The 23691-nt window shown below is 40.2% G+C and carries 21 protein-coding genes; 7 read left to right on the top strand and 14 right to left on the bottom strand.

What is annotated here, in order from left to right; translation table 11 throughout:
• Positions 1-84 precede the first annotated feature (84 nt).
• A complete protein-coding gene (locus I6F53_RS03240; protein ID WP_197238459.1) occupies positions 85-2256 on the top strand; it encodes a S46 family peptidase in 2172 nt (723 codons plus the stop codon).
• A gap of 719 nt (positions 2257-2975) precedes the next feature.
• Here the strand turns inward: I6F53_RS03240 and I6F53_RS03235 are convergent.
• Positions 2976-3602 carry a hypothetical protein gene (locus I6F53_RS03235; protein WP_197238458.1) on the bottom strand — a complete coding sequence of 209 codons (627 nt, stop codon included), beginning with the start codon at positions 3600-3602 and terminating at the stop codon, positions 2976-2978.
• Positions 3603-3889: 287 nt separating this feature from the next.
• On the opposite strand from I6F53_RS03235, the gene I6F53_RS03230 reads away from it, so the two are divergent.
• Positions 3890-5161, top strand: coding sequence for an O-acetylhomoserine aminocarboxypropyltransferase/cysteine synthase family protein (locus I6F53_RS03230; protein ID WP_197238457.1), 1272 nt, complete (start codon positions 3890-3892; stop codon positions 5159-5161).
• A gap of 225 nt (positions 5162-5386) precedes the next feature.
• Positions 5387-6397 (top strand): gluconate operon transcriptional repressor GntR, encoded by a 1011-nt coding sequence (gntR, locus tag I6F53_RS03225; RefSeq protein ID WP_197238455.1) that lies wholly within the window; start codon positions 5387-5389, stop codon positions 6395-6397.
• 95 nt (positions 6398-6492) lie between these two features.
• Here the strand turns inward: gntR and gntU are convergent, their stop codons facing one another.
• The gene (gene gntU / locus I6F53_RS03220) at positions 6493-7836 is read right to left on the bottom strand and encodes a gluconate transporter (RefSeq protein ID WP_010552956.1); all 1344 of its coding nucleotides are present in this window, start codon (positions 7834-7836) and stop codon (positions 6493-6495) included.
• 150 nt (positions 7837-7986) lie between these two features.
• Here gntU and I6F53_RS03215 point away from each other — a divergent pair, with 150 nt between their 5' ends.
• Positions 7987-8520, top strand: a complete 534-nt coding sequence (locus tag I6F53_RS03215; RefSeq protein ID WP_197238454.1) for a gluconokinase — start codon at positions 7987-7989, stop codon at positions 8518-8520.
• 55 nt (positions 8521-8575) lie between these two features.
• Here I6F53_RS03215 and I6F53_RS03210 read toward each other — a convergent pair whose 3' ends face one another.
• The 10 genes from I6F53_RS03210 to hisG form a co-directional block, all read right to left on the bottom strand.
• Positions 8576-8764, bottom strand: coding sequence for a DUF1289 domain-containing protein (locus I6F53_RS03210; RefSeq protein ID WP_002960277.1), 189 nt, complete (start codon positions 8762-8764; stop codon positions 8576-8578).
• A 2-nt stretch (positions 8765-8766) separates the two neighbouring features.
• Entirely contained in the window at positions 8767-9321 is a 555-nt protein-coding gene (locus I6F53_RS03205) for a hypothetical protein (RefSeq protein WP_166420529.1), read from the bottom strand.
• Positions 9322-9432: 111 nt separating this feature from the next.
• Positions 9433-10047, bottom strand: coding sequence for a bifunctional phosphoribosyl-AMP cyclohydrolase/phosphoribosyl-ATP diphosphatase HisIE (gene hisIE / locus I6F53_RS03200; RefSeq protein WP_165727992.1), 615 nt, complete (start codon positions 10045-10047; stop codon positions 9433-9435).
• On the bottom strand, positions 10038-10817 hold the full coding sequence (hisF, locus tag I6F53_RS03195) for an imidazole glycerol phosphate synthase subunit HisF (RefSeq protein WP_165727991.1): 780 nt from the start codon (positions 10815-10817) through the stop codon (positions 10038-10040). The genes hisIE and hisF overlap by 10 nt, the downstream gene beginning before the upstream one ends.
• Positions 10799-11533 (bottom strand): 1-(5-phosphoribosyl)-5-[(5-phosphoribosylamino)methylideneamino] imidazole-4-carboxamide isomerase, encoded by a 735-nt coding sequence (locus I6F53_RS03190; protein WP_197111929.1) that lies wholly within the window; start codon positions 11531-11533, stop codon positions 10799-10801. Before I6F53_RS03190 ends, hisF begins: the two co-directional genes overlap by 19 nt.
• Before the next feature lie 33 nt (positions 11534-11566).
• Positions 11567-12157, bottom strand: coding sequence for an imidazole glycerol phosphate synthase subunit HisH (hisH, locus tag I6F53_RS03185; protein WP_002960265.1), 591 nt, complete (start codon positions 12155-12157; stop codon positions 11567-11569).
• Positions 12154-13215 (bottom strand): bifunctional histidinol-phosphatase/imidazoleglycerol-phosphate dehydratase HisB, encoded by a 1062-nt coding sequence (gene hisB / locus I6F53_RS03180; protein ID WP_197238453.1) that lies wholly within the window; start codon positions 13213-13215, stop codon positions 12154-12156. The genes hisH and hisB overlap by 4 nt, the downstream gene beginning before the upstream one ends.
• A complete protein-coding gene (gene hisC, locus I6F53_RS03175) occupies positions 13212-14321 on the bottom strand; it encodes a histidinol-phosphate transaminase (protein WP_197238452.1) in 1110 nt (369 codons plus the stop codon). The genes hisB and hisC overlap by 4 nt, the downstream gene beginning before the upstream one ends.
• Complete coding sequence (gene hisD / locus I6F53_RS03170; protein WP_197238451.1) at positions 14311-15612, bottom strand: histidinol dehydrogenase; 1302 nt, start codon at positions 15610-15612, stop codon at positions 14311-14313. Before hisD ends, hisC begins: the two co-directional genes overlap by 11 nt.
• Positions 15613-15617: 5 nt before the next feature.
• Complete coding sequence (gene hisG / locus I6F53_RS03165) at positions 15618-16517, bottom strand: ATP phosphoribosyltransferase (protein WP_197238450.1); 900 nt, start codon at positions 16515-16517, stop codon at positions 15618-15620.
• Positions 16518-16937: 420 nt separating this feature from the next.
• Between hisG and I6F53_RS03160 the strand changes: the two genes are divergently transcribed.
• Positions 16938-17174, top strand: a complete 237-nt coding sequence (locus I6F53_RS03160; protein WP_197238449.1) for a hypothetical protein — start codon at positions 16938-16940, stop codon at positions 17172-17174.
• Between the two features lie 90 nt (positions 17175-17264).
• Here I6F53_RS03160 and I6F53_RS03155 read toward each other — a convergent pair whose 3' ends face one another.
• Both I6F53_RS03155 and I6F53_RS03150 read right to left on the bottom strand, forming a co-directional pair.
• Positions 17265-19121, bottom strand: coding sequence for a cytochrome c/FTR1 family iron permease (locus tag I6F53_RS03155; RefSeq protein WP_197238470.1), 1857 nt, complete (start codon positions 19119-19121; stop codon positions 17265-17267).
• A gap of 283 nt (positions 19122-19404) precedes the next feature.
• Positions 19405-20688 carry a cation:proton antiporter gene (locus tag I6F53_RS03150; protein ID WP_197180629.1) on the bottom strand — a complete coding sequence of 428 codons (1284 nt, stop codon included), beginning with the start codon at positions 20686-20688 and terminating at the stop codon, positions 19405-19407.
• 344 nt (positions 20689-21032) lie between these two features.
• Between I6F53_RS03150 and I6F53_RS03145 the strand changes: the two genes are divergently transcribed.
• Positions 21033-22949: an ATP-dependent DNA helicase gene (locus tag I6F53_RS03145; protein ID WP_197238448.1), complete on the top strand. Its 1917-nt coding sequence runs from the start codon at positions 21033-21035 to the stop codon at positions 22947-22949.
• Between the two features lie 9 nt (positions 22950-22958).
• On the top strand, positions 22959-23660 hold the full coding sequence (gene tsaB / locus I6F53_RS03140; RefSeq protein WP_166420524.1) for a tRNA (adenosine(37)-N6)-threonylcarbamoyltransferase complex dimerization subunit type 1 TsaB: 702 nt from the start codon (positions 22959-22961) through the stop codon (positions 23658-23660).
• The last annotated feature ends 31 nt before the right edge of the window (positions 23661-23691 follow it).

Below are 23691 nucleotides of genomic sequence, written 5' to 3'. Positions count from 1 at the left end.
TTGTAACAAATCATTACACGGCTATTGACCTTATTATCGCATCGCGAGTAACCTGTTATAGAAACTAATAAAAAGGATTCTATAATGCGTTTAAAACCTCTTGTAGCTACATTAGCAGCCACATTTTCACTATCACTTTCAAGTAGCGCCATTGCCGATGAAGGCATGTGGCAACCACATCAACTTCCAGAATTAGAATCAATTTTAAAAGCTAAAGGGCTTGAAATTGATGTTGAATCTATTTCTAAATTAACCGAATTCCCAATGAATGCGGTAATTAGCCTAGGTGGCTGTACAGCATCGTTTGTATCGCCAAAAGGCTTAGTGGTTACAAACCATCACTGTGTTTATGGCTCGGTACAATATAACTCAACGCCTGAAAACAACATTTTAGAAAATGGCTTTTTAGCTAAAAGTCCTGCTGAAGATTTACCAGCAGCGCCGGGCTCACGCGTATATGTAACTAAAACGGTTACTAACGTAACAGATGAAGTAATTAAAGGTACTAACGAGCTAACAGCAAAAGCACGCTACGATGCACTCGAAAAAAACGAAAAAGCACTAATAGCCCAGTGTGAAGCCGACGAAAGCTATCGTTGTAATGTATATTCGTTTCACGGTGGTTTAGAGTTTTACTTAATTAAATCACTTGAAATAAAAGACGTACGCTTATCTTACGCACCGGCAATGGGCGTAGGTAAATATGGTGGCGATATAGATAACTGGATGTGGCCGCGCCACACAGGCGACTTTGGCTTTTACCGTGCCTATGTAGGCAAAGATGGAAAACCAGCAGAGTACAGCGAAGACAACGTACCTTACGTACCAAACTCTTACCTAAAAGTAAGTGCCAAAGGCGTGCAAGAAGGCGACTTTGTAATGGTTACAGGCTACCCAGGGCGTACTAACCGATACCGTATAGCAACAGAGGTAGATAACGTATTTAACGACAGCTACCCTAAAGCACGTGAACATAACTCAAAATACGTGTCGCTTATTGAAGAAAACTCAGAAGATGGCAGTAAAGCGCGTATTGCTTACGAAAGCACCATTGCAGGTTACAACAACTATATTAAAAACTATGGTTCGATGATCGAAAGCTTTAAAAAAGGCACTATGCTTGAGCGCAAAAAACAGTTTGAGCAAGACCTAACACAATGGATCAATAGTGACAGTGAGCGTAAAGAGCAATACGGAAGCGTATTGGGTGAGCTATCTGAGCTAATTGCACAATCACAAGAGCACAGTGAACGCGACCGCATGTTAGGTTATGTACACCGCTCACAAATGATCAGCACAGCACGACGTTTATACCGCTTAGCTTATGAAAAACAAAAGCCAAATAGCGAGCGTGAATCTGGTTATCAAGAACGTGACTTACCGCGCATTAAAGCAGGGCTTGAGCGCATGTCGCGCCGTTATGATAGCAAAGTAGACAAAGCTATTTTACTGCACTTTTTAGAGCTATATGCAGCACTTCCAAAAGAAGAGCGTTTTAGCGACGTTGATAACGTATTTAAAGTACAAAACGGGTTTGATAAAGCAACTCAAAGCGCGTTGCTAGACAACATGTATGAACAGTCAAGACTTGATAATGCCACTGTTCGCACTTCATTATTTGAGCAATCGTTTAGCCAGCTAAATCAAAGCCAAGACCCATTTGTGCAGTACGCTAAAGCAATCTTTAAAGTAATGAAAACTGAGGAAGATAAATCAAAAGCACTTGCAGGTAAATTACAAGCAGCTCGCCCAGAGCTAATGAGCGCAATCATTGCGTTTAACAAAGCTAAAAACAAACCCGTATACGCCGATGCCAACAGCACATTACGAGTAACCTATGGCACCGTAGGCGGCTACTCACCTCAAGATGGCTTGGTAGCAACGCCGTTTACATCGCTTGAAGGGTTACTTGCTAAAAACACCGATGTTGACCCATTTAATGCACCTAAAAAGTTACAAGAGCAAATTAAAGCCAAGCTTTACGGTGATTACACAGGTGGTATGAATACAGTACCTGTTAACTTTTTATCGAATGTAGACACTACCGGCGGCAACTCTGGTTCGCCAACACTTAATGGTAAAGCAGAACTTGTAGGCTTACTGTTTGACGGTGTTTATGAAAGTATTATTGGTGATTGGGATTACAACCCAGAGCTTAATCGCTCAATCCATGTTGATTCACGCTACATGCTGTGGGTAATGGATAAAGTAGATAATGCACAAAACTTATTAGACGAAATGACAATCGTAAAATAAGTAATTAGTGAAATAAAAGAAGGGCGCTTACCGTAAAGGAAGCGCCTTTTTTATTGAGGGTTAATCGATTAATTGTTTTTCTTCTGTCGGCGGGAGTTTACCTCGCGCAATAAAGTAAAACTCCAAAGCGCGGCATAAAGCCCCGCCTACCAATATAACCCCAGCTTTGTAGGCGGGAGTTTACCTCGCGCGCAATAAAGAAAAACCAAAATTATTTAGATGGGTGTCATTCTAATTCTTTTCGCCTACCAATATAACCCCAGCTTTGTAGGCGGGAGTTTACCTCGCGCGCAATAAGGCAAAAACGTGGCATAAAGCCCCGCCTACCAATATAACCCCAGCTTTGTAGGCGGGAGTTTATCTCGCGCGCAATAAAGGAAAACCCAAAAGCGCGGCATAAAGCCTCACCTACCAATATAACCTCAGCTTTGTAGGCGGGAGTTTACCTCGCGCAATAAAGCTACGAGGGCATTCAAAATTCTGTGTCATCCTAATTTTTTTGAATGGCACGTTCGGCTAAATCAATCTACCATTTTGATGTCGGTTAAGTGGTAAAGCCACACCACCCGACAAAAAATGATGGGTTAATTCAACTTAGCGCGCTTTTTATTTGTTTAGCATTCTACCTAAGATAACTGAAAATCTAAGTTAAGGTTTTCCATGACTCTTGGCGAAAGACTGCTGCTGAAATACAAGCTGTCTTTCACCAATGTTATAAGTCATGATGCCGCAATTTCTAACAGATGCTTGTAGATAGATGTTCTATGATCACATTGAGTTCTTAGTCTTGCAATCCATACATCCAACTGTTGTGTAGGTTGAGTTTTAAAGTTTACCTCAATATGTAAGTTTGACAGAGGCTGATTAAATATTAGAAATAGGTTTACTTTTTTGAGTAACTCTTCATCTAAGATATAAAGCTCATCAAAATAATTACGATAAGCTTCTGCAAGTAGTCTATGCTGGTCATCCAGCGATCTAAATTGAGATGTCACCCCATCGGTCAGAAATTCTGATCTTTTCAACGTGCCACCTTTTACAAATCTTTCTTTTTTATCAAGCAGAATGTTTAGTTCTACTGTTGCTTTGATACATTGATTGTTTTGTTCTTTGACTTTTTCGAGAACTTCGATTGCTAATTTGTATTTTATTTTAAAGCGCTCTGCCTTTTTCCAACTTTGTAATCCTATACAGGCGATGATTAATGTAGCTAAGGGAAATAATACTTCACATAGGAGCTTTAAGTTTGCAAGTATATTTGTCGCTGACCAAATGCTGTTACCAAGCAAAAAACCGGTAATCAATACCAGCATGTAAGAAAGGGTGATTTGCCAGTTTTTTGTCATTTTTACTACCAAGTGCGTCATGATGAATTAGTCTCTTGTCAAAATAACTTTGGCTATAAGCCACTAAGTTACTTTATACATTTTTTTATTGAGCTAAGATTCTTTACTCAATGCGAATAAATGGATTCACATCTTGCATTTTGCACGCTGCCGCGTGCTTTATCAACGCCTGCTTCCAGCCACCCTTAACTTAAATCAAACCACCTCAACACTCTTTAATATATTTCATGTGCATTTTATAACCAAGAAGTGCTAGGTTAGTGGTAAATTAATTGAAGGAAATAATTATGAAATTAGAGTCATTAGCACTGCACCACGGTTACGAATCTGAAGCTACAACTAAATCAGCAGCCGTGCCTATTTACAATACATCATCGTACACATTTGATAACACGCAGCATGGCGCTGATTTATTCGATTTAAAAGTACCTGGAAATATCTACACCCGCATAATGAACCCAACCAATGCCGTACTTGAACAACGTATTGCCGCGATGGAAGGGGGCATTGGTGGGCTGGCTGTTGCCTCTGGGATGGCTGCTATTACGTATGCTATTCAATGTTTGTGTGAAGTCGGTACTAATATTGTAAGCACCAGCCAAGTGTATGGTGGCACGTATAACTTATTTGCTCATACACTACCTAGGCAAGGTATTGAAGCACGCATGATTAAAGCTGATGACTTTACCGCGTTCGAGAATGCCATTGACGACAACACCCGCGCCGTTTTTTGTGAATCTATTGGTAATCCGGCAGGTAATATTGTTGATATTGAACGCTTAGCACGTATTGCACACAGTAAAGGTGTGCCGCTTATTGTTGATAATACCGTGGCTACGCCGTATTTATGCCGCCCATTTGAGCTGGGCGCCGATATAGTGGTTCACTCACTTACAAAGTATATAAACGGGCACGGCACTGCCATTGGCGGCATGATTGTCGACTCTGGTAAGTTTGATTGGAAAGCCAACGCCACGCGTTTTGCAATGATGAACGAGCCCGATCCGTCGTATCACAATGTGGTGTATACCGAAGCTTTTGCTGAAGCTGCATTTATTGGTCGCTGCAGAGTAGTGCCACTTAGAAATACTGGCGCAGCGCTTGCCCCTAAAAACGCATCTGACATTTTAATCGGCCTTGAAACCTTAGGCTTAAGAATGGATCGCCACTGCGAAAATGCACAGCAGTTGGCTGAGTATTTAGAAAATCATCCAAAAGTGCTTTGGGTTAATTACGCAGGGTTAAAATCAAGTCCGTATAACGAAATGAGTCAAAAAATTACCAGTGGTAAAGCATCCGGTATTTTAAGCTTTGGTATTGCTGGTGGGCTAGAGGCTGGCACTCGTTTTATTGATGCACTAAACATGATTTTACGCTTAGTTAATATTGGCGATGCTAAGTCACTTGCGTGTCATCCTGCGTCAACCACACACCGCCAATTAAACGATGAAGAATTAGCAAATGCAGGCGTAAGCCGCGATTTAATTCGTTTGTCAGTCGGTATTGAAAACATTGTAGATATAATGGCAGATGTAAGCCAAGCGCTCGATAAAGCTTAAAATTACATTAATTAGAAATGCTTGTTCAGCTTTACTGTAAATACAGTATCGTTTGCTAAAAAGGTTTAGGTTTTCTAAACCTTTTTAGCCATTCATTTAGCAACAGTTTAAATACAGGCGGTAGGCTAAATATTTATTACTTTAACCCAAATAAAAAGAGCTAAAAGTAGTGATTTTTCACAATAGTTGGTATGTTACAAGTAACATTTTATTTAATTGTGTGTGATGAAAAAAAACAAACGTTCTTCTCTTCAAGATATTGCCGATGCGGTTGGTGTAACCAAAATGACGGTGAGTCGTTATTTACGTAATCCCGAAAAAGTATCAGAGTCTACTCGCACTAAAATTAGTGCAGCTATTGATACGCTAGGCTACATTGCAAATAAAGCCCCTGATTTACTCTCTAATGCTAAAAGCTACTCTATTGGTGTACTCGTTCCATCGTTAACGAACCACGTATTTGCTCAAGTTATAAAAGGCATTGAAGATGTAACAGGGCCTGCAGGATACCAAACAATGTTGGCCCATTATGGTTACAACCCTGAAATTGAAGAAAAACGGGTTGAGTATTTATTGTCGTACCACGTTGATGGTTTAATTTTATCAGAAACCACACACACAGACAGAACGCTAAAAATGATTGAGATGTCAGGCGTACCTGTGATTGAAATAATGGATACTCATCACTCTCCTATGCAGCAAGCGGTTGGTTTTGATAACGTTAAAGCCGCTTTTGATATGACGACAGCGCTTTTAAATAAAGGCTATCGCAATATTGTTTATATAGGTGCAAGGCTCGATGTACGAACACGCCTAAAATTTCAAGGTTATTCAGATGCTATGTTAGCTAAAGGCTTTATGCCTAAAAGTGTGATGACTGATCAAGCTTCATCTTACAGTTTAGGCGCTGAACTTTTACAAAAAGCGCGTACTGACTACCCAAATACTGACTGTTTGTTTTGTACTAATGATGATTTAGCAATTGGGGCTATTTTTGAGTGCCAGCGAAACAATATTTTAGTGCCTAGCCAAATGGGGGTTGTGGGTTTTCATGGTCATGATATTGGCCAAGCAATGGTGCCTCAATTAGCAAGTGTTATCACCCCTCGTTATCAGATAGGTAATGTTGCGGGAAGAGAGCTGTTGAGCCGGATTAATTCCGATTTGGATACTAGCATGAATTATAAGCAAGTAATTGATACTGGTTATATAGTTCATCTAGGTGAAAGTGTTTAAATACTCTAATTATATGAGCCTAATTACCTGAGCCTAAATAACAAAAGGCTCAGGTGATTTTTATGTGTGCGTTGATAACTCTACAGACTATAATTTTACAAAAACAGAGAAATAATCATAGCGACAAGTGCGCCAACAGTACCAATAATGGTTTCCATTACCGTCCACGTTTTAAGAGTTTGCATTTCGCTCAAACCGAGATAGCGACTCGCTAACCAAAATCCTGAGTCGTTTACATGAGAGAGCACAATAGAGCCCCCACCAATAGCGATGGTAACAGCTGCAAGCTGCGCTCCATCAAGGCCTAAAGGCTGAAGCATTGGAATAATTAAGCCACACGCTGTAAGCATAGCTACTGTCGCAGATCCTTGAATGACCCGCACAGCGGCTGATAATACAAAAGCGAGTATTACAATCGGTAAGCCTGAGCCAGCTAAGTAATTACCCAGTGCCGTACCTACTCCTGAATCAACTAATACTTGTTTAAATACCCCACCGGCACCAGTGACAAGAATAATAATTCCCGCAGGTTGTAAGGCACTACCACAAATTTCCATGATTCTAGCATTAGGGACACCGCGCCTTGCGCCGAGCAAATAAAATGCCATTAGGCAGGCAACTAAAATTGCAGTAAATGGATGACCTATAAAGGCTAACCAATTATATAAATCAGAGTCTTTTTCAACAAAGCGACTACCAATAGTATTTAAACTAATCATAATTAATGGTAAAGCAATCAAACCTAATGCTAATCCAAAACTAGGCGTCCCTTTACCAACTCTTTGGTTATCGTCGATTTGTTCGTGCTGTGGGAGTTCTACATGAATAGATTTAGAAATAATAGAGCCCCAAATTGGACCTCCTATAATCATTGCCGGTATGGCAGCAATAAGGCCAAATAAAATCATATAACCATAGTCAGCGCCTAATTGAGAGGCAACCAAAATCGGCCCTGGCGCAGGAATAAGAAACGCCTGACAAGACGCTATCCCAGCAAGTAGCCCTATACCAATTTTAACAACGCTGCCACCGCCTTTTCTTACCACTGCAAAAACAATACCGATTAAAAGTACAACGGCCACATCAAAAAAGAGGGGGAGGGCACAAATAAAGCCCGTAAAGGTAAGCGCCCAATTAGCGTTCTTTTCACCAAAACGGTGTAAAAGTGTGTGGGCAATACGATCCAGCGCGCCGGTTTCTTCCATTACTTTGCCAAACATGGCGCCTAAAGCGACCACCACCGCTACAAAGCCTAGTGTTCCGGCCATTCCTTTTTGAATTGTAGCGGCAATTATTTCAGGGCTCATTCCTGAGAATAATCCTGCAATCATAGAAACAAGGATCAAAGAGACGACAGCATGTAGTCGTACTTTCATTACTAAGAAAAGCAATAAAAATATGGAGCCTGCCGCTGTTAGTATTAATGATAGATCTGACATTTTTCCCTACTTATATTCAGTGTGAATTATGATGTTTAGTGTGTGTTTAACTTCACTTTCGCATTTGTTACGGGTAACATGTTACCCGTAACTCAGTATAATATATACATTGAAAATAATTAATTATTAAATTAAGGCGAGGGTAAATACATGAGTAACACAAATGTAGGTCGTGTTTATATTGTAATGGGGGTTTCAAGCACAGGAAAGTCAAGTGTGGGTGATGCATTAGCAAAGCGCATTGGCGCTAAATTTATCGACGGAGACGATTTACATCCCAAGGCTAATATATTAAAAATGTCATCTGGGCAGCCTTTAAATGATGCTGATCGTGTGCCTTGGCTCGAAAGAATACGTGATGCTGCATTTAGCATTGAAAAGAAAAATGAAGTCGCGGTAATAGTCTGCTCTGCATTAAAAAAGAAATACCGAGAACAAATATGTGACGGAAATATAGGTATTACCTTTTTACATCTTTATGGTGATTTTGAACTGGTTAAAAGCCGTATGCAGGACAGAAAAGGGCATTTTATGCCTTTTGATTTACTCAAAAGCCAATTTGAAGCGCTAGAAGTACCAAAAGAAGATGAGCCCAATGTTATAAATATAGATATTAATAACTCATTTGAGCAAGTAGTCGAAAGTTGTATTAGCGCAACTAAAATGAATAGCCACAACAAGTAAAAAGTTTTTAGTTAATTAGTTAACTGTTACTTTTAACCTTTAGGGGCTTTATTTGTTATGAGTTAGCATCTGCTCGTGGTGTTTCTAAAATCGCTTTTTTTTCATCTTCAGATAATATTATCCAATCAAAAATTTCTTCGTTGGTACGCCCGCAACCAGTGCAATAACCGCTACGCCTTTCGCATATTCCTAAACAGTCAGTTTTAAATTTAGATGGTTTTTTGTTTTGATTTAATTGGCGCATAATTAAAGTCCTAACGGTGGTGCAATTTCAAAGCGAGTAGTGAACCCATTACCTTCTTGATTGGTAGCAAGTGTAATCACTGGGGTTTTAGTATCAAGTACAAAGGTGCTGTAAATTGAACTTGCTGTTTCTTTTTGGCTTTCAAACCAACCTGTTTTGGTTAAACATTGGCGTAATTGCTTAGCCAGTTTTTGATGAGACTTTACGGTTTGCGTTTGTGTTTTAACAGGCGTTTGGCATTGGTAGCTTGCTTGCTCTGACTTATTTAAAGTAACCGTACAGGTTGCTCCAATAATATGAGTATTAGTACGCCATTGATTAGTAAACTGGTTAGTTACTTTATCTGTTTTGATTGAATTAAAACCAGACTCATAACTGCTTATAAGGTTATTTATGGTGCTACATTCATCGGGTATTACTGTGGATTTTACAGATTGATTCGTTGTAGTAGTGGTTGCTGTATTTGTAGTCTGATTAGTTTTGCTGGTACAGCCCGCTAAAATAAACGCGATAACTAAAATAAATGCGACGAAGGAAGGAGTTATATAGTTTTTCATAGTTCACAGTAACCGATTAATTGAGCCTCGCACTATACCATACATAATTTACTCAACTAAAAGCGAAAAGGCCCATATAAATATGAGCCTCCTAGTTAATCACAACTAATGCTATTTATGGCGACCTTGCAAGCATTTAACTACATCTTCAAGGGCTAAGCCTTGGCGTTGTAGCAATACAGTAAGGTGATAAATTAAATCAGCAGATTCGTTTGTTAGCTCATCATTATCGTGTTTCATAGCGGCAAGGGCAACTTCTACGCCTTCTTCACCTACTTTTTGACAACTACGGCTTAAGTCTTTTGCAAATAATGAGGCTGTGTAGCTTTTTTCAGGGTCGTCGTTTTTACGCGCTACAATCACATCTTCTAATTGTGCTAAAAAGCTTAAACTTGGTTTTGCATCATCACCAAAACAGCTTTGTGTGCCTAAGTGGCACGTTGGGCCTTCTGGGTTGGCAAGTACTAAAATTGAATCGTAGTCACAATCTGTATGAACAGATACTACGTTTAAGTAGTTTTCTGATGACTCGCCTTTAGTCCATAATCGTGATTTTGAACGCGAGTAAAACGTCACTTTATTGCTCTCAAGCGTTACATTTAGTGCTTCGCTGTTCATAAAGCCTTGCATTAAAATAACACCAGAGCGGGCATCTTGAATAATAGCAGGGATCATTTCACTTTTAGCGAAATCGACTTGAGCTTGGTTTTGTTGTGTTACTTGCATAATCTTGCTGCCACTTGGTTATCTGTTAAAAATTGTTTAAGTTCGCCAATGTTAATCACATTTTTATGAAAAACGCTGGCGGCTAATGCACCATCTACTTTACTTTGTTTAAATACATCAACAAAATCTTGCATAGAGCCCGCACCGCCTGAGGCGATTAAAGGAATGTTACATAGCTCGCGAATTTTACTGAGTTGCTCGTTGTCGTAACCGTTACGAACGCCATCTTGGTTCATGCAGTTTAATACAATTTCGCCTGCACCCAAGTCTTGTACGCGTTTAACCCATTCCTCGGTTTTATAACGCGTACGGCTTGATGCATTAGGATCGCCAGTAAGCTGATAAACTAAATACTCGCCAGTAGTTTCATCAAAAAAGCTGTCTATGCCGACTACTACACATTGCTTACCAAACTCATCGTGTAATTCTTTAATAAGTTCAGGGCGTGCAATAGCAGGGCTGTTAATACTTATTTTGTCTGCGCCGTGCTCTAAAACACGCGCTGCATCAGCAACCGATTTAATACCGCCGGCTACACAAAATGGAATATCAATATTACGTGCAATGTTCTCTACCCAATTTACATCAAGAAGGCGTTTTTCAACGCTTGCACTGATCTCGTAAAAAACCAGTTCATCTGCACCGGCTTCACTGTAGGCTTTAGCCATTGTTAAAATGTCGCCAACAACTTCATGGCCTTTAAACTTAACGCCTTTAACTACTTGGCCGTCTTTAACGTCTAAACATGGGATTATGCGTTTTGATAACATGCCAGTGCCTCCTCAACGCTAAATGCGCCATCAAGCAATGATTTACCTAAAATAACGCCGCCCACACCGAGCTCTTTAAGCTTTTTAATGTCATCTAGTGAGCTTACGCCCCCTGAGGCTTGCACTTTAATTGTGCTGTTGTGGCGAGTTAAATCTTCATATAATTCAAACGATGGACCCGTCATGGTGCCATCTTTACTGATGTCCGTACATAAAAAGTCGATAACACCTAAGCCTACATAAAAATCTACCAGCTCAAGTAAACCAAATTCAGATTCACTTAACCAACCGTGTGTAGCAGGTGCCCAGCCCGTTGCTGTTTTATTTACATCAAGGGCAATTACAAAGTGCTCTGCGCCAAATTGTTCAATCCAGGCTTTTACTTGTTCGCGTTTTTCTACTGCCATTGAACCAATAACAACTTGGTTTGCACCGGCTTTTAGCCAATCACTTACATCTTGCTCTGAGCGAATACCGCCGCCCACTTGGTACGGTACGTTAAGTGCTTTGGTTGCAGCTTGAATATGTTTCCACTGCTTTTTATTTGGATCGCGTGCACCTTCTAAATCAACAAGGTGTAGTTTACCTGCGCCGCTGTCTGCATATTCTTTTAAACGCGCGCCAAGTTCGAAAGGGTAAAATTGTGCTGTGTCGTATTTACCTTGGTACAAGCGCACAATTTGATTTTGTAATACGTCTAATGCTGGAATAATCACAAATAATCTCTTTTTTGTTAGTTAATAGGCAGCTTATAACTGCCAATCAACAAAATTTTGTAATAAACGTGCGCCAACTTTTGCGCTGCGCTCTGGGTGAAATTGCATGCCCGCGTAATTGTCTTTTGCAACAATGGCTGAAAAGGTTTGACCATATTCGCCGCTCACGAGTGTGGCGTCGTTTACGGTGTGCGCAAAGCTGTGAACAAAATACACTTGCTCATCGAGCGTTAGCCCTTTAGTTAACGCATGCTCTTTGTTAACGCTTAAGTTATTCCAACCCATATGCGGCGACGTTAAATTGCCTACATCAAGCGCTTTTACTTGCCCTGGTATTTTACCTAGGCACTGTACGTTACCTTCTTCGGTGCTTTCGCACAGTAACTGCATGCCTAAACAAATCCCCATAAGCGGGCGCTGGTATTCATTTATAGCTTGTTGCCAGCCGTTATCGACTAGGCGTTTCATAGCAACTGATGCGTGACCTACACCTGGTAATATAGCGCGCTCAAAACCCGCTAATTGCTCTGGTGAAGTAATTACTGTTGGCGTTTGGCCTAAGCGTTCAAACGCAAAGCGTACTGAATTTATATTGGCACAACCGGTATTAATTATGGCAATCATAAACATCCCTTAGAGCTGGCTGTTTGTTGGGTCGTGTCTTGTGCTACTGCCATACGAAGAGCACGTGAAAATGCTTTAAATAAGCCTTCTACTTGGTGATGACAGTTACCGTCGCTTACCGATAAAATAAGGCTAATGGCGCCGTTATCACTTAAGCTTTTGAAAAAGTGCTCAACCATTTGCACGTCTAAGTCGCCTGCTTTTTCGCGGCTAAAGTTAGCGTTTAATACAAATGATGCACGGCCCGATAAATCAATTTGTGCTTCAGCTTTACACTCGTCCATAGGAAGCGCAAAACCATAGCGTGCAATTTGCGATTTAGTACCGAGGGCTTGTTTAAGTGCTACACCTAAGGCAATACCAATGTCTTCAACAAGGTGGTGCTCGTCTATGTGTAAATCGCCTTTGGCTTTAATGTTTAAACCAATGTTTGCGTGCGTGCGAATTTGATCAAGCATGTGATCAAAAAAGCCAAGGCCGGTGTCTATGCTGCCATTTTTAGTTTGATCTAGGTTTATTGCCACATCAATTTGGGTTTCTTTGGTATTGCGTGTAACACGACCTTCGCGGTTTGCAGTGGTCAATTTAGTTACTATCGCACTCCAATCGCCGTCGTATAAAATACCTTCACAACATAAGTTTTGAGCAAGGCCAATATCAGTTTCACGGTCGCCAATAACAAAAGAGCGCGCTAAGTCTACTTTGCCTGAGCGCATAAGCTCGGTAAGTAAGCCTGTTTTAGGTTTACGGCAATCGCAGTTTTGCTCGTTAAAGTGAGGGCAAATTAATACGGTCTCAAAGTTAATACCTTGGCTTTGCATTATGTCCATCATTTTGTCTTGTGCTATGTCAAAGTCAGCAGTAGGAAAGCTATCTGTGCCCAAACCATCTTGGTTAGATACCATAACTAAACGGTAACCTGCAGCTTGTAATTGTAATAACGCAGGGATAACGCCAGGTAAAAATGCTAGCTTTTCAAGGCTATCTACCTGTTTGTCAGTAATTGGCTCTTCAATGATAGTGCCGTCGCGGTCGATAAATAAATAGGGGTTACTCATGATACTTCGTTTCCTGCTAAAGATGCTGCGGTAGCTGGCGTTTGTAGGCCATCTAACCAAATTTTTACTTGTTCAAGTTCTTGTTCACTGCCAATTGAAATTCGTAGCCAGTCGTCTTCACCGTATAGCGTAAAAGCGCGCATAACTAAACCTTGCTCAAGTGCAATTTTAAAGTAGTTTTTATCGGCTAATTTTAAAGTAACAAAGTTACCTTCACCAGTGAGAATTTTTAATGCAGCAGGGGAGGCGTTGAGCCAATCCACTAATTTAGCTTTTAAGCTATTTAAAATAGTCACTTGGCGACGCATTGATGTAATTGCATCAGGTGCAATTGCTTGCGCTGCAATGCTTGCTACTACGCCAGATACCGGATACGGCGCAATGACTTTACGAATTGGCGCAAGAGTTGCTGCTTGTGCAAGGGTAAAGCCTGTTCTGAGGCCCGCTAGTGCAAAGGCTTTAGAAAGCGTACGCAAAACCACTACATTACTAAACTCATTAATAAGTTTAATGGCGCTTTGCTCTGGGCAAAATTCTATATAGGCTTCATCAACAATTACCAGTGCTTTACCCGTAAGCGCTGTTGCAATTGCTTTTACTTTATCAAGAGGCGTTAAGCTGCCCGTTGGGTTATTTGGGTTACAAATAAATACCAGTTTTGAGCTACCAACAGCTGCGACGATTTCGTCAGCACTGCCACTTAATAACAATTCTTGCGTAAGCGCATTAATACCAACGTTGTGTGTATCGGCGGTTACTTTGTACATACCGTAGGTGGGTAAAAATAGCGTAATACTATCTTTAGCTGGCTCACAGTAAGTGCGCACTAAAAGCTCAATGCCTTCATCTGCGCCGCGCGTCATTAATACATTTTCGCTTGCAAGCTCTGTATAAGCGGCGTAGCGGTCAATAACCAGCTGCGGCTGTGGATCAGGGTAGCGATTTAAATCTTCAATACTCAGTTCAAGATTTTTAGCATACGGGCTTTCGTTAGCATTTAGCCACGTAGTACCGGTTAGCTTTTCACTTTTTGCAGAGCTGTAAGCAGCAAGGGCTGCAATATTTTTAGGTAATAAGCTAGACGCTTGTGCGCTCTCATTGCTCATTTTTAATTGCCTCTAAACGAATTGAAACCGCATTAGCGTGGGCATCAAGGCCTTCTGCATCTGCAAGTGGTAAAATAGCTTTTGAAAGCTCAGTTAATCCACTTTTACTTATTGTTTGTACGGTATACGTGCGGAAAAAATCAAGCAAGTTTAAGCTAGAATATGTTGCACTGTAGCCATACGTTGGTAATACGTGGTTAGTACCCGATGCGTAATCGCCTGCAGATTCTGGCGTGTAGTCGCCTACAAATACTGAGCCTGCATTTTTAACTTTATCTAGGTATGGTGTTGCATCAGCTAACTGTAAAATTAAGTGCTCTGGTCCGTACTGCGCCGATACGTCAAATGCTTGCTCAATTGAATCAACTAAAATAAGCGATGAATTAGCGAGCGCTTTTTCGGCCGTGTCTTTTCGGCTTAAGTTAGCTAGTTGCCGTGTAAGCGCCTGCTGTGTTTGTTCTATAATATTCTCGCTGTTACATAATAAAATAACTTGCGAGTCTGCACCGTGCTCTGCTTGTGAGAGTAAATCGGCGGCTATAAATTCTGGGTTCGCACGTTCATCTGCAATAACAAGTACTTCAGACGGACCTGCTGGCATATCAATTGCCATACCCGGAATAGTTTGCGCAACAAGCTGTTTAGCCATTGTTACAAAGCTATTACCTGGGCCAAATATTTTGTTCACTTTAGGAACCGATTCGGTGCCATAAGCCATTGCTGCAATTGCGCCTGCGCCACCACTTTCTATTAAAGTAGTAATACCGCATAACTTAGCTGCATATAAAATAGCAGGGTTAATGGCTTTATCACCTTGTACTGGTGTAGCAAGTACAACGGTTTTTGCGCCGCTTAACTGCGCTAATACACCCTGCATAATAACCGACGATGGCAGTGGAGCACTGCCACCGGGTACATAAATACCGACTGCTTCGATGGCTTGATATTTCAGTTCACATACAACGCCTGGTTGGGTCGATAATTTAATATCTTTTGGCAATTGCGCTTCGTGAAAACGTTTAACGTTTGCATAAGCGGTATCAATTGCGTATTTAAGCTCTGCACTCAGTGCTTGCTCTGATGCGTTAATTTCATCTAGCGGAACACATAAGCGAGGGTTAGATCTATCATCAAACTCTTTAGCCATGCTAAGTAAGGCTTCATCGCCTTGCTCTTTTACGTTAGCTAAAATAGTTTTACATATAGCTTCAACCTTGGCACTGGCAGAAACTGCAGGGCGCATTAGCGCCGCTGCTTGTACTTGTGAAGATTCCTCATTCCAACGAAGCATGGCACTTACTCCATCATTTTTTCAATTGGCATAACTAAAATAGAGTTAGCGCCTAGGGCTTTTAACTGCTCCATTGTTTCCCAAAATAATGTTTCGCTGCTTACCATGTGAAGTGCTACGTATTCATCGTTACCAGCAAGGGCAAGTAGAGTAGGTTGACCAGAACCTGGTAAAATTTCACAAATTTCATCAAGTTTGTTTTTTGGTGCGTGTAGCATGATGTATTTGCTTTCTTTAGCTTGTCTAACACCACGTAGGCGCGGCATAAGCTTATTGATTAGTGCTAGTTTGTCTGCATCTTGAAGATCTTTATTTTGAATTAAACACGCGTTTGATTCTAAAATTGTTTCGCCTTGAATTAAGCCGTTAGCTTCAAGTGTTGCGCCAGTAGATACTAAATCACAAATTGCATCAGATAAACCCGCACGCGGTGCTACTTCAACAGAACCCGTAAGCATTACTGTACTTGCGGTAATGCCTTCGCGCTTTAACCACTGAGTTAAAATTTCTGGGTAGGTAGTCGCAATACGTTTGCCTTCAAACCAGCTCTTATCGCGAGCGCCAAGCTCTTGTGGCCATGCAAGTGCAAGACGACAGTAACCAAAGTCTAGTTTTGAAAGTTTGGTTACTTCACTTGGAACACCTTGTCGTTCACGTTCTGCTTGAACTTCTACTAGTACGTTTTCGCCAACTATGCCTAAGTCACATACACCGTCCATTACTAAACCCGGAATATCGTCATCGCGCACACGTAGTACGTCAATTGGCATATTAGTTGAATGTGCAATTAAGCGTTGTTCACGAAGGTTAAGTTTAACACCTAACTGTTTTAGCAGATCTTGACAATCTTTAGATAGGCGGCCACCTTTTTGGATGGCGATACGTAGACGATTACTGTTGTTCATTATTCATTTTCCTTTAATTTAAAAACTAAAAACCCCGAGGGGAACCTCAGGGCGAAAATGAATCAATGTTATTTGAATCGCCAGAGGTTCCTTTTAGGAATAACCTCTCAGCGAAAGACCTGACAGGTTATTCCGGTGAATGGTGGTGATGATGTACTGTTGTCAGGTTTAAGCGCATTTTTTATCCTATGTAACTGCCCGTTGTTTTGTTAACGTGCAGTTGTTATCTGTTTAAATAAATTTCGCATTCATAAAAACATAAACAGCTATATTATGGCAAGTTTTTTTTAGCTTAATTAAAGCATATGTTATAACTGTCGATAATATTAAGGTAATAAGCGCAATTTTAGCGAATAATTGTTTGTTTATTATTCAAATTAAGCATTTTGACAATCAAACAGTTAAAATAAGGAAGTACGTATGGATATTATGATTCCTTATTTAGGAAGAATAACTAGGCTAGAAGTTGAATCAAAAAGTGCTTTTCATATTGCGGGTGTGCAAAGTGGCGCTGCGGCTGAAAAAGTTGAACTAGAGAATAAAAAAAGGCGTGAGTTACAAAAAAAGAAAAATCTCAATATGCTTGATGATCAAAATAATAAAAAAAAGTCTAACTTAGATGATGACGAAAATCCCCATTTAGATACATGGGCATAGGTTACAGTTAATAGTTTAAAGTTATTTGTAGATTGCTAGAATTCAAAAAGGGAAGCCTATTTACTAGGCTTCCCTTTTTTGTTGAACTAATTACTTCTGGCTTTTACTTTTGAATATATAAAAGCTAAATATAGCGAATACACAAACTTGAGCCGCAATACCTTGCCATGTCGATTTTATACCAAGCCATGCAATATCAAAGCTCATTGGTAGTGACGCAATACCTATTATATCGGCCTCTTGTAGTGCAATAACGGCTTTGCCCATAAGCACAAATGAGAGTGCAAATAATAGGTAAGTGGTAATTGCAAAAAACTTAGCAACCGGTAATTTAATTGAGTATTTAATTAATACCCACGTAATAATAGCCAGTATTGCTACACCGATGGCAAAACCCGATGCAATAGATGAATATTGAGCCGGCGAGCTTTGTGTTAATAATGACTGGTAAAATAGTACGGTTTCGAATACTTCACGGTATACGGCAATAAAAGAAAGCCCTGCTAACCCCCATAATGTACCCGACTCAAGACGCTTATCTATATTGTCTTTTATGTATTTTTGCCATTGTTGCGCACTGGTTTTACTGTGCATCCATACGCCAACATACAGTAAAATAACAGCGGCAAATAATGCACCTGCACCTTCCATAACTTCGCGACTTGCACCACTTATTTCTATTAATGTTTGCGCAGCAGCCCATGTTAAGCCACCTGCAATAAGTGCGGTTATCCAGCCAACATGTACATATTTAAGCGCATCTTGACGTTTAGTTTTAATAAGTACGGTCATAAGGGCAATAATAACGAGGAGTGCTTCTAAGCCTTCGCGTAGCAATATAACTAAACTTGCTGAGAGGAGTGCACCATCAGTTAGTTTGGTTTCGTTTAGCATGCTATCTGCTTTCGCGAGTTGAGCTAGCGCAGCACTTACTTTATCGCCAACGATGGCAGTATCTTTCTCGTTTTTGAAGGTTTGACGCAGGTTCATCAGTTGTACTTCGATGTTTTTACGCAAAGCTTCGTCGTAAGCATTTAAGTTATTTTCAACAAGTTCAAAGCCATCTAAGTATGCGCTAATTGCTAAGTCACTCGCTTGAGAGTAATTACCTTTAGCATGCGCGGCTTGCGCTGCAAGTAACTGCGTTCGAGTAACCGTTATCGGATTTTTTTTACCGGTAAATAATTGCTCTGGATTACCACGTAACCATTTAACGTAGTGTGCTTGCGCTTCACTTTGACCTGCCGATAATTGTGCAGGGTTTAGGTTTACAATTTGCGAAGCGGTAACATTTTGATCTACATTTTGCGGTTTTTTAACGTCTTTAAATGCCAAGCTACCTACATAAAAAGCTAAAGACCAACGTTGTTGTTCGTTAAATTGAGTAAACGCAACCATTGGCGTGTCGTTAATACCGTTACTTACAGCGTCAAACAAACCCATTAATGAGCGGTTAGTTGCGCGTTCTTCATCGGTAAAGTTGGTAGGCTCTGGTGATAAGTTTTTTGCAAGCGGGCCGTCGCCTTGACCACTTGGGCCGTGACACATTGAACAGTTAGCAGCAAAAAGCGCTTTGGTTTGCTCAACAGGTAGTAGTGACGTAGGTAACGATAGTTGCGGCATAAAGGTAAGTAGCGACTCACGAAGCGCAGAGCTTGCTGCGCGTACATCGGCAACGCTTGCTTTATTGGCAATCGCTGAATGCAAGGCTTTAGCTTGTACCTTTACTGTGTCGAACTCATTTGTTTGGCTTGATAGCTGTCCAGCTTGCTCAATAATAACGTGCGCAAATTCAGTCATTTCTTGATATTCGTCGGGGTCGAGTATTTCACCATTCCCAACAGCTGCTACGTAATCAACACCTACGTACTCTGCAAGCTGTGCAATTTGCTTTATTTTTATTTGTTGATCGGGTGAGGCAGAAACGCTAAAGCTTGCCGTCATCATGATCAAAAGTGCAAAAATGAAATTAAGCTGACGCTTGCTTACAGACACAAAGTTAATAAACATGTGAGAATTATTTATGGACATTGAAAAGCCCTGCAGAGGAAAAGCCAAAATTATAATTGTTTTCATTTGCATTTCAAGCAGATTAATTTAAACAAAGCAGATAAATAAAAAGGATAACAATTTATATAACTTTAAAGTGTTTTTGTAACACGAGAGTAACAGTAACCAAGTGATTTTTATAATAACTTGGTTACTGAATGTGTTGCGGACAAAGTATTTATTACTTGGCTTGCTCAGCTGACTTAATGCTGCTTTGAATAAGCGGCGAAATAGTTAAGCCTTGTACAATAATAGAAAATATAACCACAACGTAAGTAACAATAACAATTAAGTTATGTAAGTCAGAGTCGCCTACAAAAACTTGCTCGCGTGGTATAGCTGCCGCCATTGCCAGAGCAAGGCCACCACGTAGTCCACCCCAGGTCAAAATTTTAACACTGTGTTTGTCGTAAGTTCTAAAGCGTTTAAAAATTACAAATGGTGCGCCTACACTTATAAAGCGTGCAAGTAATACCGCAGGTACCATTAATAAGCCTAAACCTATTTCGCCAATAGTGATTGGCATAGTAACTATCAACATACCTATTATTAAAAACAGTAGGGCATTTAAAAAGCTGTCGGTTGCATGCCAAAAGTCTTTTACGTAGCGTGTATCTTCAGGGCCTGTGCGCTCAGTTGCTTTAGTGCGGGTGATATTACCCATTAATATGCCGCTCGTTACCATAGCAAGTGCGCCAGATATTTCCCAAATATTTGCAGCAGCAAAACCTGCTGTAGGAATCGTTAAGGTAATTAATAAGCGAATGTTTACATCGCGGCTATTAATAATTAAAAAGTGGCCAACTAATGCAATGACTAAACCAAATGCAATACCCCCTATGGCATCAACAAAGAATAGCTCTGCTATGTCGCCAAATTGTGCATCGGTACCATAAAAAGCAACTGAGAATATAGTGGTAAATATAACTAAACCGATACCATCGTTAAATAGCGACTCACCTTCTACTTGAACTGAAATACCTTCTGGTGCTCTCATTTGTTTAATAATAGCAAGTACAGCGATAGGGTCGGTTGGGCTAATAAGCGCACCAAACAATAAACAGTAAATAAAAGGAACATCAAAACCAAAAACGGGGAATAAATAAAAGCTTAAATAGCCCACTATAAATGTGGAAGCAATGGTTGAAAATAATACCAGAGCAGTAATTTCCCATCGCTGCTTACGCAGGGCTAGTAGGTTTATTTCAAGCGCACCCGCATAAAGTAAAAACCCCAACATACCTTTGAGTAGTAACTCGTTAAAGTTAATACTGGAAACAATTTGGGTCATTGCTAATGCATTTTGATCGCCTAATAATTTAACTGCAATGATCAGCAATAAAGAAATAACCACAGAGCCCGTTGTAATGGCAATAGTAGTTTGCATTTTGAGGATGTACTGGTTTGCAAAGGCTATAAATATTGCAATTGCAGAGAGAAAACAAATGAGGTACCAAGCATTCATTGATTAACCTTAACTATTTTTTAAACGACACACAAAAAGGAGGATTATAAACCCGCGTATGGTACTCCTGTAATATTTGAGAGTCACAGTATTTATACCTTTATATCGCTTTTAATAAGGATTATTTTTAGTAAGAGTTAATAACAAATTAGACTTTGTAAATATTGTCATCAATAAATTAAATGTACGTTATAAATACAGAGTGTATTGTAAAATCGAATAATGAATCACTCCCTAAGCTCGGATAATAAAACGCGCGTTAACCCATAAAATAAAAGTGCGTTTTGTAATTACTTGCCCTAAATGCTTTGCTTACGTAAAATCCCGCTATTATTTATTTTAAAGTGATTGGTATTATCAAACAGCTGTTTAGTGCAACCGGACCTTTGGCGTCATCGTTAGATGGATATACGCCTCGCCAACCACAAATTGATATGGCTGTAGCCGTTGCTGATGCATTAAAAAACAGTTCGCAATTGGTTGTTGAAGCAGGTACGGGTACAGGTAAAACATTTGCATATTTAGCGCCTGCACTCAAATCAAAAGGCCGAACGATAATATCGACTGGCTCTAAAGCCTTACAAGAACAGTTATACCACCGCGACTTGCCTCAATTAGTAAAAGCGCTTAGTGCATCTAAAAAAACCGCCTTATTAAAAGGGCGTGCCAATTACTTATGTACTTACCGACTAAACCAGCATGTTGCGCATGTACCTACTGACGATTCTGACGTAATGCATCAACTAGCTATGGTGGCTAAATTTGCCAGTGAAACGCAGTCGGGCGATTTAGCCGATTGTATTGGTATAGAAGATGACGCTAAAGTGCTGCCTTATGTAAATTCAACAGCCGATAATTGTTTAGGCAAAGAATGCCCAGATTTTCAAAGCTGTTACATACGCAAAGCACGTTTAACTGCGGCCGATGCTGATGTGGTTGTTATTAACCACCATTTGTTTTTTGCCGACATGGCCGTAAAAGAAAGTGGCTTTGCTGAGCTTATGCCAAAAGCCGATGCGTATATATTTGATGAAGCCCACCAGTTAAGTGAAATTGCCAGTGATTATTTTGGTGAGAGTATTAGCACTAAAAAGCTGGTGGATTTAATTAATGATTTACGTGCTATTTATCGAGCCGAAATTCCCGATATGCTGCAGCTAGGTAAAAGCTTAAATAAGCTTGAAACAAGCGTTGCTGATTTACGATTACAGTTTGGTGTTGATGGCAGTAGAGGCGATTGGCGAGAAAAGCTAAGTGATAAACAAATATGTGCGGCGCTTCATCGCGTCATTAGTGATTTAGATTTTGTTTACCAAGTACTTAAACTTTGCCTAGATAGAAGCGATAAAATAGAGCACCCGTTTGAGCGTGCTCTTGCATTTAAAGGGCAGTTAGAACGCGTTTTTGATACTGCTCAAACCGGTTTTAGTTACTGGTATGAAACAACGCGCCGTTATTTAACAATAAATATAACGCCATTAAATGTTTCAGCTAAGTTTGCTCAAATGATGCAAGACACGGGCGCAGGCTTTGTATTTACATCAGCAACACTTTCGGTCGACAACAAACTAGAGCACTTTAATGCAAGCCTCGGTTTAAAACCAAAGCAAAGCATGATGGTAGATAGCCCATTTGATTACCCTAATCAGGCGCTGCTGTGTTTACCGCGTTACTTACCCGAATCGCACGCGGATAATATGCCCCACGCAATAGTAAAATTAACACTTGAGCTTATAAAATCAGCACAAGGGCGTTGTTTTGTGTTATTTACGAGCTATCGAATGATGCACTTAGTTGCCGAAGGACTCACCACGCAAATAGACTACCCAGTTTATATGCAAGGGCAAATGTCTAAGCGTATTATTTTAGAGAAATTTACGCGCCATGGAAATGCGGTATTACTCGGCACGGCTTCTTTTTGGGAAGGCGTTGATGTACGCGGCAGTACGTTAAGCTGTGTTATTATAGACAAATTGCCATTTGCAGCCCCTGACGATCCATTACTACAAGCTAAAATGCAAGATTGCCAAATGCAGGGTAAAGATCCTTTTTCACACATACTATTACCACAAGCTGTTATTGCACTTAAACAAGGTGTTGGGCGTTTAATTCGAGATAGTAAAGACAAAGGCGTACTTGTAATATGTGATAATCGCTTAGTTACACGACAATATGGCCAAGTATTTTTAAAAAGCTTACCGCCGATGCGCCGCACGCGAAGCTTAGAAGATGCCAATACATTTTTAAAACAAATTAATTAGAGTAATAAAATGATCAAAAGTAATATTCTTGCCCTTGATGCTTCAACAGAAGCACTTTCAATTGTTTTACATTTTCAGGGCCAAACATTTCATCATTTTGAAGAATGTCCGCAGCAGCACAGTCAAAAAATATTGCCACTTGTGGATGAGCTATTAACTAAAGCAAACTGTAAATTAAAAGACTTAGATGTCATTGGTTTTGGCCAAGGCCCGGGCAGTTTTACTGGTGTGCGTATTAGTGTAGCAATAGCACAAGGTTTAGCGTATTCAACTAACTTGCCGCTTGTAGGTGTGTCTACTTTGGCTATTATGGCGCAACAAGCGTTTGAACAAAACGGCAGCCTGAGTGTTTACCCAAGTATAGATGCGCGTATGGGTGAGATATACTTTGCACATTACCAAGCGCAAAATAATCTAATGCTTTTAGTTAACCAAGAATGCGTTATAAAACCTGATTTACTTAATAATGATTATATAGCGACTACAGAGCCATCTGTAGCGGTGGGCACGGGCTTTAAAACCTATCCTGATGCGCTTAATGACTTTGAAAACGTGACAATTAATACTGATATTACATTGCCTGATGCGCGTTATATGTTAGCGCATGTTGAAGCCGCGTTTTTAGCGGGTGATGTTGTAAAAGCGAGTGACGCTCAACCTAAATATGTGCGCGATACGGTAACGTGGAAAAAGCTACCAGGTCGTGAGTAATCATATCTTGAATTCAAGTATTATTTGCAAA

It is taken from the genome of Pseudoalteromonas sp. SWN29 (assembly GCF_015864465.1).
Taxonomy (GTDB): Bacteria; Pseudomonadota; Gammaproteobacteria; order Enterobacterales; family Alteromonadaceae; genus Pseudoalteromonas.
The sequence above is the reverse complement of the archived record's forward strand: the minus strand, read 5'-3'. Positions and strand labels throughout refer to the sequence as shown.